This is a genomic window from Kitasatospora sp. NPDC098652 (assembly GCF_044760155.1).
GTDB lineage: Bacteria > Actinomycetota > Actinomycetes > Streptomycetales > Streptomycetaceae > Kitasatospora.
In genome coordinates this window covers 154419-168612 of the sequence record NZ_JBIWAQ010000021.1, presented here as the reverse complement: position 1 = coordinate 168612, position 14194 = coordinate 154419, and the positions used below count along the sequence as shown (strand labels likewise).

13 protein-coding genes are annotated in these 14194 nt (G+C 73.5%); 11 read left to right on the top strand and 2 right to left on the bottom strand.

From position 1 onward, the window contains the following. Positions 1-156 precede the first annotated feature (156 nt). From ACIQWA_RS33385 to ACIQWA_RS33335, 11 genes are all read left to right on the top strand, one after another. Positions 157-1026: a diiron oxygenase gene (locus ACIQWA_RS33385; RefSeq protein ID WP_402488941.1), complete on the top strand. Its 870-nt coding sequence runs from the start codon at positions 157-159 to the stop codon at positions 1024-1026. Positions 1027-1113: 87 nt separating this feature from the next. After that, positions 1114-1974 carry a hypothetical protein gene (locus ACIQWA_RS33380; protein ID WP_402488939.1) on the top strand — a complete coding sequence of 287 codons (861 nt, stop codon included), beginning with the start codon at positions 1114-1116 and terminating at the stop codon, positions 1972-1974. Beyond that, entirely contained in the window at positions 1974-2990 is a 1017-nt protein-coding gene (locus ACIQWA_RS33375; RefSeq protein WP_402488937.1) for an NAD(P)H-dependent flavin oxidoreductase, read from the top strand. Before ACIQWA_RS33380 ends, ACIQWA_RS33375 begins: the two co-directional genes overlap by 1 nt. Before the next feature lie 10 nt (positions 2991-3000). Further along, entirely contained in the window at positions 3001-3246 is a 246-nt protein-coding gene (locus tag ACIQWA_RS33370; RefSeq protein WP_402488934.1) for an acyl carrier protein, read from the top strand. A gap of 12 nt (positions 3247-3258) precedes the next feature. Continuing rightward, positions 3259-5157 (top strand): ABC transporter ATP-binding protein, encoded by a 1899-nt coding sequence (locus ACIQWA_RS33365; protein ID WP_402488931.1) that lies wholly within the window; start codon positions 3259-3261, stop codon positions 5155-5157. Beyond that, entirely contained in the window at positions 5154-6938 is a 1785-nt protein-coding gene (locus tag ACIQWA_RS33360; protein ID WP_402488928.1) for an ABC transporter ATP-binding protein, read from the top strand. Before ACIQWA_RS33365 ends, ACIQWA_RS33360 begins: the two co-directional genes overlap by 4 nt. Before the next feature lie 29 nt (positions 6939-6967). Then, positions 6968-7222: a hypothetical protein gene (locus ACIQWA_RS33355; protein WP_402488926.1), complete on the top strand. Its 255-nt coding sequence runs from the start codon at positions 6968-6970 to the stop codon at positions 7220-7222. Between the two features lie 33 nt (positions 7223-7255). Further along, positions 7256-8392, top strand: a complete 1137-nt coding sequence (locus ACIQWA_RS33350) for an FAD-dependent oxidoreductase (RefSeq protein WP_402488924.1) — start codon at positions 7256-7258, stop codon at positions 8390-8392. A 30-nt stretch (positions 8393-8422) separates the two neighbouring features. Further along, on the top strand, positions 8423-10024 hold the full coding sequence (locus tag ACIQWA_RS33345) for an amino acid adenylation domain-containing protein (RefSeq protein ID WP_402488921.1): 1602 nt from the start codon (positions 8423-8425) through the stop codon (positions 10022-10024). Continuing rightward, entirely contained in the window at positions 10021-10944 is a 924-nt protein-coding gene (locus tag ACIQWA_RS33340) for a hypothetical protein (RefSeq protein WP_402488919.1), read from the top strand. Before ACIQWA_RS33345 ends, ACIQWA_RS33340 begins: the two co-directional genes overlap by 4 nt. Next, the gene (locus ACIQWA_RS33335) at positions 10941-11633 is read left to right on the top strand and encodes a 4'-phosphopantetheinyl transferase superfamily protein (RefSeq protein ID WP_402488916.1); all 693 of its coding nucleotides are present in this window, start codon (positions 10941-10943) and stop codon (positions 11631-11633) included. Before ACIQWA_RS33340 ends, ACIQWA_RS33335 begins: the two co-directional genes overlap by 4 nt. Before the next feature lie 2 nt (positions 11634-11635). Here the strand turns inward: ACIQWA_RS33335 and ACIQWA_RS33330 are convergent, their stop codons facing one another. Together ACIQWA_RS33330 and ACIQWA_RS33325 are read right to left on the bottom strand one after the other, a co-directional pair. Beyond that, positions 11636-12499 carry an alpha/beta fold hydrolase gene (locus tag ACIQWA_RS33330; RefSeq protein WP_402488914.1) on the bottom strand — a complete coding sequence of 288 codons (864 nt, stop codon included), beginning with the start codon at positions 12497-12499 and terminating at the stop codon, positions 11636-11638. A gap of 653 nt (positions 12500-13152) precedes the next feature. Further along, positions 13153-14193 carry a hypothetical protein gene (locus ACIQWA_RS33325; RefSeq protein WP_402488911.1) on the bottom strand — a complete coding sequence of 347 codons (1041 nt, stop codon included), beginning with the start codon at positions 14191-14193 and terminating at the stop codon, positions 13153-13155. Position 14194 lies beyond the last annotated feature (1 nt).

Genomic DNA, 14194 nt, shown 5'->3' with positions numbered 1-14194 from the left:
AACGCGGCGAGGTGCGCTTGTGCCCTGGGGGTACCTCCCGGCCGAAGGCTGGGGGAGCGTCGCGCGCCCGGCGGGAATTGTCAGACACGCCCTAGCCCCAGCCCACAGCCGGTGGCCCCGGCCCCATCACCGACCAGCGGAGAGAAACCAGTACCCATGAGCACTGCCACGATCTGGGACCGCGAGGTCCGGACCGCCGTCCACCGGCTCACCCAGGCGGCCGAGAACGAGTACTACAACCCCTACAAGACCTTCGACTGGCCGCAGGAAATCGAGCCGTGCGCCAAGTGGCTCAGCGACGACCTGCTGAGCACCCACGGCACCGGCCTTGACCGCGAGCTGACGCCGGAACAGCTGCGGCTGCTGGGCAAGTGGGAGAGCATCAACTTCTACAGCCTCAATGTGCACGGGATCCGGGAACTGATCCTGGAGGTGGTCAACCGCATCCACATGCCCGGCTACGAGATCCCGACCAAGTTCTTCCACCACTTCGTGGGCGAGGAGAACGAGCACATGTGGTTCTTCGCCGAGTTCTGCCTGCGCTACGGCGGCCGGATCTTCCCCGATCTCACCATGGCCTTCCCGCGCCAGGAGTTCTCCGCGGACTTCGAGAACTTCATCGTGTTCAGCCGGATCCTGATCTTCGAGCAGATCGTCGACTACTTCAACAGCAGGATGGCGGCCGACCCGACGCTGCCGGAGACCATCCGGGCGATCAACCGGATCCACCACCAGGACGAGTCCCGCCACATCGCCTTCGGCTGCCAGCTGGTGCGCGCCATCCACGAGCGGCTGGTCGCCGTCGGCGACGAGCGCGAGTTGGCGGCCGCCGCCGCGTACGTGGAGCGTTACATCACCCTGACGCTGCAGCAGCTCTACAGCGTCGAGGCGTACCGGGCGGCCGGCATCCCGGACCCCCTGGCGTTCCGCAACCGTGTGCTCTCGGCCCCGCAGCGCGCGGCGGTGCACGAGCAGATCGCCGGCCGGACCTACGCCTTCTACCGCCGCATCGGCGTGCTCGGCTGACCCCGCCGCACCGCAGCGCACCCCGCCGCACCGCAGCCGCAGCACCCCCCCTGAAGCCGCAGCCACCCCTGAGGAGTCCTCCCCGTGATGTCCGACACTGCCCTCTCTCCAGTCCTGCGGGACCCCGGTCCGGGCCTGGTCGTGCTGGAGCCCGGCCGCGCCCGGCTGTTCCAGGAGCTCGACGCCCTCTTCGCCGGCATCGCCGCGCGGCTGGAGGGCCGCCCGGTTCTCGGCCCGGCGCTGCTGCCGGCCGCCGGCCTGGCCCGCCTGGACTACTTCCGTAACTTCCCGCACCTGGGCATCTCGGCTGCTCGGTTCGGCGAGCAGACCATCGAGCAGCTGTCGGTCGGCCTCGCCCCGCAGGAACTCGGCGCCGGCAGCGTGGCTCCCACCGGCTACATGCTGCCCTCCGCGACCTGCTACGGCCTGCTGCTCTCGCTGGAGGGCGCCGAGGTGGGGCCGGGCCTGCGGCTGACCGCCGTCGGACGCTGCTTCCGCAACGAGACCCACTACGAGGGCCTGCGCCGGCTCTGGGGCTTCCACATGCGTGAGGTGCTGTACGTCGGCACCCAGGACGGCGCCGCCGCCCACTTGGCCCGCTCCAAGGAGCTGATCCTCGCGCTGGCCCGGGAGTTGGGGCTCGAGCTCGGCTACGAGCCCGCCAACGACCCGTTCTACGACAAGGGCGGTTCGCGGGCCAGGCTGACCCGGCTCGATCCGGTGAAGTACGAGTTCACCGCGCCGGACGGGACGGCGATCGCCTCCGTCAACCGCCACCGCAACTTCTTCGGTGAGCGGCTCGCGCTGACCTCGGACGGTGCCAGCGCGCACAGCGCCTGCACCGCGTTCGGTGTCGAACGCTGGGTGCACGCGATGCTGCTGGCGCACGGCGACGCCGGGCGGGCGCTGGAGCGGGTGGCCTCCGTGCGCGGCGACGACCTGCCCTGATGGAGCCGGCAGCGGCCGACGCCCGGCTGGCCATCGGCGCCCTGGCGCTCGGCGTCGGCTTTCCGCTGGTGCAGGCCGGCATGGGCGGCGTGGCCGGCCCGCGGCTGGCCGCCGCGGTGAGCCGGGCCGGTGCGCTCGGCACCGTCGCGCTGTACCGAAGTCCGGCGGCAGGCTGCGCCCGACTGGTGGCCCGGACCGCCGCCCTGACAGACCGCCCGTTCGCCGTCGGCGTGGTGCCCGAGGTGGCTGGACCGCTCCTGGCGGAGCAGCTGGCCGCCGTGCTGGAAACCGCCGACCGGCCGCTGGTGCTGACCAGTTTCGGGCCGCCGCCGGCCGCCTTCGCGGCAGGGGTGCGGGCGGGCGGGCACCGGCTGCTGGTCCAGGTCGGCACGGTCGAGGAGGCCCAGGAAGCGGTGCGGCTCGGCGCCGAGGTGCTGGCGCTGCAGGGCGAGGAGGCCGGCGGACGCCATCTCGGCGCTGCGGGCGCCCGGCGGCTGCTGGCCGAGGTGGTCGCCTGCCGGCTGCCGGTGCCGCTGCTCACCGCGGGCGGGCTGCACAGTGGCCGACAGCTGCGCGCGGCGGCCGCCGCCGGCGCACACGGCGCGCTGGCGGGCACGCTGTTCGCCGCCGCCGCCGAGTCGCAGGCCCACCCGGACTACCGCAGCGCCCTGGTGGCCGCCGGCCCGGGGGCGACTGTGGTCACCGACCGGTTCGCCCTGGGCTGGCCCGGCCGCCGCCACCGGGTGCTGGCCGGGCCGGTCACCGACGCCGAGCGGCCGCCGCCCGCGGCGATCATCGGCTGGCTGACCCAGGACGGGGTCCGCCACCCGGTGCCGCGCGGGGCCGCGACCGTCCCGACCGACCGGGTCGAGGGTGCGGTCGAGGAGATGGCCCGTTACGCCGGCACCGGCAGCGCCGCGATCCGGGCGGTGCTGCCCGCCGCCGGGCTGATCAACCGCCTGCGGGCCGAGGCCGCCGCGGGCGCACCAGGATGTCCACCTTCCCAACCCCAGTGAGGACCGTACCGTGCAGAGCATCATCGAGTGGATCGAGCAGAAGAATCCCGAGCTGCAGGAGGAGATCCTGCCGGACACCGACCTGATCGAGGCCCGCCTGATCAACTCGCTCGACTTCCTGGAGTTCATCTACCTGCTGGAGCAGGTTTCCGGGCGCTCCGTCGACCTCGACCAGGTCACCGTCGACGACTTCCGCTCGCTCAACCGGATCCAGGAGGTCTTCCTCACCGATCCCGCTCCGACCGCCGCGCGCTGAGACGAGGATCCTGTGCAGACGACGTCCCTCCTGGGCGGATACCTCGCTCGGCGGGCCCACCGCTGGCTCCCGGTCCTGCGGCTGCTGCCCCGGGCCGGCCGCGGCACGGTGCTGCTCGCGGTGCTGTTCAACGCCGCGATCGGGCTGCTCCCGCTCGGTTTCGTGTACGGGATGAGCCTGGCGCTCGACCGGGTGCCGCAGGTGGCGGCCCAGTCCGCCGGCTGGGGCCGGGTGGTCGCGGCCTTCGGGCTGGCGATCGGCGCGTTCCTGCTCCAGCAGGTGCTCGCCCCCTTCCAGCTGACGCTCAGCGAGTCGGTCGCCCGCCGGGTGGACGGCTACTGCGTGCGCCGACTGATGTCGCGGGCACTCACCGGCGCCCCGCTGGCCACGCTCGAGGAGCAGTCCTGCCTGAACCTGCTCAGCGACACCCGGACGGCCTTCGACCGGATCACCTCGACGCCGGGCGACGCCGTGGCGGGCACCCTTTCGCTGATCGCCCGCTACACCCAACTGGTCGGCGCCGCGGTGATGGTGGCCCTGGTGCTGTCGCCCTGGGCGGGCGCGCTGGCGCTGCTCACCGCGCTGGTCATCCGGTTCGGGCAGCGCGGCTCGCTCGGGCGGTTCGCCGCGCTCTGGAAGGGCCTGGCGGGTGCCCGTCGGGAGGTCGACTACCTGCGGACCACCGGCGCCGGCGCGGCGGCGGCCAAGGAGATCCGGATCCTCGGGCTGATCGACTGGTTCACCGCGCGGCACGCCGCGGAGAGCGGGCGCTACCTGGCCCGGCTGTGGGAGGGACGTCGGCGGATCCTGTTCTGGCCGTTCGTCGGCTTCACCCTGGCCGGCCTGATCGGCGGCGCGCTGGTGCTCCGTCAGCTGGCCGACGCGGCCGGGCACGGCCGGCTGGACCTGCTCGGGCTCGCCCTCGCGCTCCAGGCGGTGCTGATCCCGATGCGGTTCGGGGTCTACTTCCCGGAGAGCGACACCAAGACCCAGTTCGGCGTGCAGGCCTACCACGCACTGCTGGAGTTCGAGCGGCTGACGGCCGGCCCTGGCGTCGACGGGCGCCCCGGCGGTGCGGCCCTTCCGGAGGGCTCGCCCGAGCGGTCGGTCCGGTTCGAGGAGGTCGGCTTCCACTACGGCCAGTCGGGTCCCGCTGTGCTGGACGGGCTGGAGCTGGAGCTGGAGGCCGGCCGCTCGACCGCGATCGTCGGCTTCAACGGGGCGGGCAAGACCACCCTGGTCAAGGTGCTCACCGGCCTGTACGCACCCACCGCGGGGCGGCTCACGGTGGACGGCACCGACCTGTCGACGGTCGACCCGCGTCAGTGGCAGCACCGGATCGGCGCGATCTTCCAGGATTACGTCCGCTACGAGCTCACCGCCCGGGAGAACATCGTGCTGGGCGCACCCGGTGTGCTGGACGAGGCGGCCTCGCGGGCCGCCGTCGAACGGGCGGTGGACCGGGCCGGTGCCCGCGACCTGGTCGGCTCGCTGCCGCGTGGCCTGGAGACGGTGCTCTCGCAGAGTTACGAGGACGGCCAGGACCTGTCCGGCGGACAGTGGCAGCGCCTCGCGCTGGCCCGTGCGCTGTACGCGGTGGAGGCCGGCGCCAGGCTGCTGATCCTGGACGAGCCCACCGCGCAGCTGGACGTGCGGGCCGAGGTGGACTTCTTCGACCGGTTCCTGACCACCACCGCCGGGCTGACCAGCGTGATCATCTCGCACCGGTTCTCCACCGTGCGGCGGGCCGACCGGATCGTGGTGCTGGAAGCCGGTCGGGTGGCCGAACAGGGCAGCCACGACGAGCTGATGGCCGCGGGCGGCCGCTACGCCGAGCTGTTCCACCTCCAGGCGCGCCGCTTCGAGGACGCGCAGACCGACCCCGAGCCCGAGTTGGAGGCGGCGCAGTGAAGGCACTGGCCCGCATCGCGGCCCTGTTGATCACGATGGCCCTACGCGGCAGCCGCAGCCGGCTGTACGGCTCGGCGGCCCTGCTACTGCTCGGGTACCTGGCCACCCCCGGCATCGCCCTGCTGCTGCGCCGGTTGACCGACGCAGCCCTGGGTGGGCACGCCGACCTGGCCGGCACGCTGGCTCTGGGTGCGGTCGTCCTGCTGCTGGCGGAGTTGATGTTCGGTCACTTCGCGCACCTGCTCTACTTCGAGCTCGGCGAGCTGGCGGAGTCCGCGCTCCAGGAGGAGCTGCTGACCCTGTCCAACGGCCCGCACGGACTGGAGAACTACGACAGCCCGGAGTTCGCCGACACCCTGGTGCTGATCCGCGAGGACCTGCCCAGGACCAGGGCGGCCCTGGAGGCGCTGCTCCAGCTCGGCGGGCTGACCCTGCAGATCCTGATCAGCACGGCGATCCTCGGCACCCTGAGCCCGTGGCTGGTGCTCCTGCCGCTGGCCGCCGTACCGCCGGTGGTGCTGGGCCGGCGCGCTCAGGGCCTGGTCGAGCACGCCAAGGAGCGGGCCGCATCCCGGATCCGGCTCGGCCGCCACCTGCTGGCGCTGGCCACCACCGCGGCCTCGGTGAAGGAGCTGCGCCTGTGCGGCACCGAGACCGAACTGCTCGCCCGCCACCGCGCCGGCTGGGACGCCACCACAACCACCCTGCAGCGCGCCCAGATCCGGGCAGCCGCCCTGCGCGCGGCCGGGCAGACGGTCTTCGCGGCCGCGTACGGCGCTGTCGTCCTGCTGATCCTCTGGCAGGCCGCACACGGACGGGCCGGCCTGGGCGACGTGGTCCTGGTGATCACGCTCGCCGCCCAGATCAGCGTCCAGGTGGCCGGCGCGCTCGGGCTGCTGACCGTGCTGCAGAGCGCGGGCCGGATCGCCGAACGGATGGCGGACCTGCGCCGCTGGTCGGCCGGCATGGTCCGGCCCGGAGGAGAGCGGCCGGCCCCCGCGGCCCTGCGCGAGGGCATCCGCTTCGAGAACGTCAGCTTCTGCTATCCCGGCAGCGACCGCAGAGTGCTCGACGGCGTGGACCTGTTCATCCCGGCCGGCCGCACCGCCGCCCTGGTGGGCGAGAACGGCGCCGGCAAGAGCACCGTGGTCAAGCTCCTCTGCGGGCTCTACCAGCCCACCGAGGGCCGGATCCTGGTCGACGGGGTGGACCTGCGCGAGCTGTCCGCCGAACAGTGGTCCAAGCGGATCGCCCCGCTGTTCCAGGACTTCGCCCGGCTCGAACTGCTCCTGCGCGAGAACGTCGGGATCGGCGCGCTGGAGGCGGTCGAGGACGACGCCGAACTACGCGCAGCGCTGACCAGGGCCCGGGCGGAGCGGATCGTCGACCGGGTCCCCGGCGGCCTGGACGGCCTGCTCGGCCGCGGTTACGGCGACGGGGCGGAGCTGTCCGGCGGCCAGTGGCAGACCCTGGGCCTGGCCCGCTGCCTGGTCCGCAGGGACCCGCTGCTGATGCTGCTCGACGAGCCCGCCTCCGCCCTCGACGCGGCGGCCGAGAACAGCCTGTTCGAGCGCTTCGGCGACGAAGCCGCCCTCGCCGCCCGCCGGCGCGGAGCGGTCACGCTCTTCGTCTCCCACCGCTTCTCCACCGTCCGGATGGCCGACCTGATCGTCGTGCTGGAGAACGGCCGGGTACTGGAAAGCGGCAGCCACACCGAGCTGATGGCCAACGACCTGACCTACCGCGAGCTCTTCGACCTGCAGGCCCGCGCATACCGCTGAACCGACCGTCGACTCCAAGGAGTGCCCCGATGACCCGCGAACAGTTCTACGAGAAGTTCATCGCCCTGCTGCAGGAGATCAAGCCCTACGACGGCGCCGACCCGCGGCCCACCAGCCGGCTCTGGGAGGAGGGCTACGTCGACTCGCTCGCCCTGCTCGACATCGTGGCCTTCCTGGAGGACCTGGTCGGCTACGAGATCGACCTCGGCGGCGACGCCATCACCAACTTCTACACCATGCAGGCCATGTACGACGGCTACCTGCAGGCTCAGGACGGCGCATAGCGGCGACAGCCGCCCATCCGGAAGGAGAGACCCATGCACGCGGACGCCCTCGTGGTCGGTGCCGGCATCGCGGGACTCACCACAGCGGCCCGGCTGCTCCAGCTCGGACTGCGGGTCGACGTGGTGGACCGTGCCGACGAGATCCAGGCGGCAGGCGCCGGGATCATGCTGCACCCCAACGCCCTGGCCCATCTGGACCACCTCGGGCCCGGACTGTACGCGGCCGGCCGCCCGATCGCCCGTCAGATCACCACCGACCCGGACGGAACCGCATCCGTGCTGGACTGGGCCGCGGTCTGGGGCGGCGAGCGGCTGCCGCTGGCGATCCGGCGCCGGACGCTGTCCGAGCTGATGCTGCGCCACCTGCCGGCGGACAGTGTCCGCTGGTCCACCGAGCCGACCGCGCTGAACCAGGGCGCCGACCATGTCGACGTCGTCTTCGCCGACGGAGGGACCGGCCGCTACGGCGTGGTGCTCGGGGCGGACGGCATCAACTCCTGGACCAGGACGTACGTCGACCCGCAGGTGCGGCCGCGGTACCTCGGCCACCTCTACTGGCGCACCACCGTCGAGACCGCGCCGCCGTTCGACTTCGACGACTGGCGGATCTGGCGCTCCGGCGGGCACTTCTTCGGCGGGATGCCGATCGGGGGCGGGCGCTACCACGTCTTCCTGCAGGCCGGTTTGGCGGATCCGCGCCGGGTCGCACCGGAGCTCGCCTACGCCCAGATGGCCGCGATCGCCGCCACCATGAGCCCCGCGGTCGAGGCCCTGGTGCGATCCCTGGACCCGGCGGACAGCTACAACGTCCGCCCGGCACAGGGCCTGTCGGTCAACCGCTGGGTGGACGGCCGGGTCGCCCTCGTCGGGGACGCCGCGCACTCCTTCTCGCCGGCCACCACCCAGGGCGGTGCGATGGCGATCGAGGACACCTCCGTACTGGCCGACGAACTGGCCCGCCACGGCGTCGGCCCGCAGGCGCTGGCCGCCTACCAGGCCCGACGGCAACCCCGGGTCCGCGACTTCTCCCGGATGGCCCGGCTGCACGGGGTGCTCTCCTCCGCCGTCCAGGCCAACCTCACCCCGGGGCGCACCGCGGGCGGCGCCACAACGGCCGGCTCGGCTGCCTGGTTCCGCCGGCTCTACCGCCCCTTGATGGAAGCGGCCTGACCGGCCCTCAGCAGGACAGGAGACACACTCATGACCGGCACTCTCGCCGGAGCGGTACGGCCGATCACCGCCGACAGCATCCTCGAACTGATCCACCGGCAGGCCCTGGCCCGACCGGAGGACCCCGCGCTGGTCCAGGGCGAGCGGGTCTGGACCTTCGGTCGGCTCCGGCAGCGCGTCCTGGAGCTCGCGGCGGGCCTGGCCGAGGCCGGCGTCACCGAGGGCAGCCGGGTGGTGCTCTGGGCGGACCGCTCAGCCGCCGTGGTGGCAGGCGCGCTCGCGGTGATGTCACTGCGCGCCGCCTACGTCCCGGTCGACCCGACCTTCCCCGCGCAGCGGGTGGCCGCCATCGTCGCCGGCTCGGACCCGGTCCTGCTGCTGCACGACGGCGCCACCGGCACCATCGAGCCGCCGGCGCTGCCGGTGCCCCAGCTGGATCTGGCCGAACTCCCCGCGCTCCGTTCCGTCCCGCTTCCGCGGCTGCCCCGGGCCACCGACGTCGCCTACGTCATCTTCACCTCAGGCTCCACCGGCGTCCCCAAAGGCGTGCTGATCGAGCACGGCTCGCTGGTCAACTACGCCCAGTGGTGCGCGCACACGGTGGGCTTCACGGGCGGTGCCGCGGACCGGTCGCAGGGCGGCAGCCCGCTGTTCGGCAGCCTCGGTTTCGACCACGCCATGACCTCATTGTGGCCCGCGCTGAGCGCCGGCCGTCCGGTCACCCTGCTGGCCGGGGTCTGGGACCAGCAGACCCTGTTCGGAGCGCGCCGACAGCCCCACGGCCTGCTCAAGGTGACCCCGTCGCACCTGCGGTTCTTCGAGCGCACCGCCCGGCCCGCCTACCACGACGTCACCCGGCTGCTGATGTTCGGCGGCGAGGCGCTGGACCCCGCGCTGATCGCCTCGGCGGGCGAACGTCTCGCCGGAGTGCGGCTGATGAACCACTACGGGCCCACCGAGGCGACCGTCGGCTGCTGCTTCAACGAGTTCGACCCGGCCGCCGTGCGCGGCCTGCCCAGCGTGCCGATCGGGCGGCCGATCTGGAACACCCGCGCCTACCTGGTGGACGACCGGCTGCGCCCGGCCCGGGCCGGCGAGCCCGCCGAACTGGTCATCGCCGGGGCAGGGGTGGCCGCGGGCTACCTGGGCCGGCCGCCCGGAGACCCGTTCATCGACGAGGTCGAACTCGGCGGCCCGGCCGGGCGGGCCTACCGCACCGGCGACCGGGTGGAGCTGCTGCCGGACGGTACCTTGCTCTACCTGGGCCGGGCCGACGACCAGCTCAAGGTCAGCGGTTACCGGGTGGAGCTCGGCGAGCTGCGCCGACACGCGCTCGCCGTGCCCGGGGTCGGCGACATCGCCTTCGACATCGTCGCGGGCGCGGTCGAGAGCCTGGAGGCGTACCTGGTGCTGAACGGCGAGGCCGCGCCCGACGAGGCGTCGTGCGTGCCGGCAGTCCGTCAGGCGCTCGCCGCCGCGCTGCCGCCCACCCTGGTGCCTCGCCGGATCCGCGTGGTACCCGAGCTGGTGCTCAACGTCAACGGTAAGTGCGACATCGCGGCGACCCGTGCCGCAGCCGCGCAGGCGCAGCCCGGCCGCTCCCGTCCCGACCACATCCAGGAGCGCGTGTGAACGCCGATCCCAGGCCCGCCGTCTACCTCTCCGGCATCGCCGTCGAGTTGGGCGAGCGTGTGCCGATCGCCGAGCTGGACGACCCGTCGGTCGCCGCCGAGCTGACGAACCTCCACGCCGGAGGCCTGCTGCACTGCCGGGTCGCCGAGCAGGACGTGGTGGAACTCGCCGCCGCCGGCGCGCGCAAGACCCTCGCCGCGGCCGGTCTGACCGCCGTGGACGCCGTCGTCCATGCCACCGACTCGCCGTACCGCGAGACCGCGACCAGGGACGGTTGGGCGGTACTCGCCGGCGCCGGCGTGCCCACCGCGCCGACCGTGGTGGTCGGTGGCAGCGCCTCGGCCAACCTCGCCGCCGCCCTGCGGGTGGCCACCGGGCTGCTGGCCGCCGAGCAGCTGGAGACGGTGCTGCTGGTCAGCGCGGACCGGATCACCCGGGGAGCGCGCTACCAGCCCGTCGGCGTCACGGTGCTCAGCGACGGCGCGGCCGCCTGCCTGATCGGCGCCCGGCCCCACGGACCGGGGTACCGGGTGCTCGGTGTCTCCACCTCGATCCAGGCCGACGCGGTCGAGGTGAGCAGTTCGATCAAGGCCGCCAATCTGGTGCGGCTCGGGGTCGCCGAGGCGCGCGAGCGCCTGCTGCAGAACCTGCCGGAGCGCGAGCGCGGCTTCACCTACCTGGTCACCGGGAACTACAGCCTGGCGACCCGAACCTTCCTGGCCCGGCTGTGCGGGATCGAGTCGGCGGCCGTCCACACCCCGACGGTCGCGGAAGTCGGCCACAGCTTCTCCGCGGACCTGCTGCTCGGGCTGGCGTCGCTGCAGGAGCAGGGCCTGGTGGAGCCCGGGGACCGGGTGCTGGTCCTCGCCACCAGCCCGCGCTCCTGGTCGCTGATCGCGCTCGAGCACACCGCGGGGTGAGCCGGGCGGTCCGCGTCGAGGTCTGGTTCGTCGATCTCGACGCGTTCGGTGCGCGGAGCGGGCTGGCCGAGTTGCTCGACGGGCCGGAGACGGAGCGGCTGGGCCGGTTCGGCGACCCGCGGGCGGCCCGGCGCTTCACCGCCGCGCACGCCGCGCTCCGGCTGATCACGGCCGCGCACTGCGGCGTGTCGGCCGACTCGGTCCGCTGGGCGATCACCGAGCACGGCAAGCCGGTGCTCGACCTGGCCGGCCCGGGCCCGCAGGTCAGCCTGAGCCACTCCGACGGCCGGGCGGCGATAGCGCTGGTGCCCGGCCGTCGCCCGATCGGGGTGGACCTGGAGCTGGTCCGGCCCGAGCCGCCCCGGCTGCCGGCCCGGGCGCCGGACCGGCTGCGCCAGTGGTCGGCGTCCGGGCGCCCGTACGACTTCTACCGGGCATGGACCCGGATGGAGGCCTGCGTCAAGGCGGCTGGCGCCAGGCTGACCGACGGCCTCGACCTGCCGGTGTCCGAGTCCGGTCCGGAAGGCCCGGTCCGCGCCGAGGGCGGCACGCTGGCCGGCACCTGCTGGTACGTCAGGGACCTGGCCGGTCCGACGGGTTACGCCGCCGCCGTGGCCCTGGCCGGCCGGGACCGGTTCGCGGTCCGCACCCGCCGGTGGGACGCCCGTAGAACTCCGGCTCTCCCGTAGCGTCAGCCGGCCCGGTCCGCGCGCAGGAACTCCTCGACCAGGGCCACGAAACGCTCGGGCTGCTCCACCCACGGACGGTGGCCCGACTCCGCGAGCACCTCCAGCCGGCTGCCGGGGTGGGCGGCCGCCACCGCGCGGGCCGGCGCCGTCCCGATCATCCCGTCCGCCGCGCCGGCCACCACCAGGACGGGGGTGCCCGCGGCACTCAGGCGGGCGACCCGCTCGGCCAGGGTGTGCGGATCGGCCGAGCCCGCGTAGAAGGCCTCGCGCAGCCATGGGTGCTTGCACGCGTACCGGTCCGGGTATTCGGCCAACCGTTCCTCGGTCCACCGGTGCCAGAAGAAGGGCAGGATGCGCTGCTGCAGCGCCGCAAGCTCCGCGCTCGACCAGCCGCCCTGTGCCAGCAGCCGGTCCGCCTCCGCCGCATCGGGGTACCACGGTTCGGCGAACCGCGAGGCCCGCAGTTCGGTCAGCTCCGCCTCGTCGGGTTCCCGCCCGGCCCGCCCGACCGGTGCGACCAGCACGGTCCGGGTCACCCGCCCGGGAAACGCCGCCAGGTACTCCTGCGCGGTCAGGCACCCGGCCGAGTGTGCCAGCAGCTCGAAGCCCTCCAGGCCCAAGTGCACCCGCAACGCCTCCAGGTCCCGCGCCTGCTCGACGAAGGACACTGTCCCGCGGTCCGCCGGCACCCCGGACCGCCCGGACGCCCGCGCATCGGCCAGCACCAGCCGCCGGTCCAGCCCGCCGAGGTTCCCCAGGTACCGCAGATCCATTCCCGGCCCCCCGGGCAGCACCACCAACGGCGCACCCTCGCCGGTCTCCTCGTACCAGATAGCGCAGTCGTCGTAGGACATGAAGCTAGGCATGATCGTCAGCCTGGCATGCCGGACTCCTGGCTGTCACGAACAGTCCACACTTTGGTCCAGACCAGTCTCCATACGGTTGCCCGTGGCCGGGATACCCGGTCGACCGCCGGCTCCTGCATGCGGGCCTCGCCGATGCGGCCGCCAACGACCGCTCCGCGGGTGCCTGGGACGACCCGCGCTCTCCGTCACCGCCCTGGCGTTCACCAGCACCTACCCGTGTGACCTGTTCGACCTGGTCATCGCCTCAACCGCCGGGTCTTCCGGGCCACGCCCTACGCCACCTGATGACGGACGAGTAGCCGCCCTGCAGACGGCAGCACGGCGCCCGGCACGAAGGTGCAGCTGTACGGGTACAACGGAACCCCCGCCCAGCGGTGGAGCCTGAGCTCCTGACGCGCCGGCGAGGACGGTATCGGGGGGTGAGGCCCGTCGGTCCGGTGAATGCGCGGCGCTCGCCCATCGCACATTCACCGGCCGAGCCCGGCAAGGGCGCGGACCGTGCAGAGGCCGGGTGACTGTGCCGTCCAGGTCGGGGCTCAGGTCACCGGACTGACGCCGCATTCGCGCTCGCCCGGCCCCGACCCGTGGACCCGGACCGAGTGGTGTCCTGGGATCCTCCCGCCGACCCGGAGGGGTGCGGGGCGCGGGGGACATCAACTAGCCTGGCGGGAACGGCACTCCGGGCCGATTGCGGTGACGGTGTGGTGGAACACCGTGCGCTGCCCGGTGGTGGCCTCCGCCCGGACGAGGACGCCTGTGGCCGGGTCCACGGTGAGGTGGCAGGTCAGGGTCTCGTCCGGGGCCCAGGCGCTGAACGGGAAGGTGCGCAGGGGGCGGACGGTGGCCTCGACGGAGGTCGGCGAGGTGGCGGTGACGTGCGCCAGGTGGGACACGATCCTGGCCGGGGTGAGTAGTTCGGCCAGCCGGGCCGCGACCGGGCTGGTCCGGTCCGGCTCGTAGTCACCCGTGACCGTGAGGGATTCCAGGTCGGACGAGATCCTCCAGGAGCGGGCCGAGGGGACGGACGCGAAGGAGAGGTCGTCGTGCGGGTCGGTCTCCAGGCGGACCATGGCCGTCAGTCGGGCGGGCTCCAGCAGGGTAGCGGCCATCCGGGCCAGGACACCGCCCGCCTCGCCCGCGGACCGCACGTCCTGGACGCACAGGTCGCTGACCCGGGCGGTCGCGAGCGGGCCATGCTGGTCCAGGAGCACGGCGGAGCGGAGGAAGCCCGTGTCCGGGTCGAGGTGGACGGACAGGCTGCCGGCGCCCGGTGGCAGCCAGGGATCGGTGGGGCAGGCGAACAACCGGTGCGGGGTGACGTGGAGTTCGACCCAATGGCGGGTTCGGCGTGCGTCGGTCACCGTCCCGATGCCCCGGATCAGGCGGGCCGGGTCGAGCAACGCGGCCCACGGTGCGTCGCTGTCCTCCTCCCGCAGACGCAGGGTGGAGACGCCGCCGAGACGGAAGCTCTGCCGTCCAGTCGGCCGCCGGTGGGCCGGTCCGCCCGCCGCACGGGCGCCGAAGCGGCCGCCGAGGTCCGCTTCGGCGTAGCGGGCCGCGTACTCGATGTCGACCACGGCGTCGACGCGCACGTCCTCGGCCGAGGCCGCCGCGATCCGCGTAACCGCCCAGACGGCCAGCCGGTCTGCGGTCCCCGGCGGACCGGCCGGCCAAGTGAATGCGGAAGCTGCCATG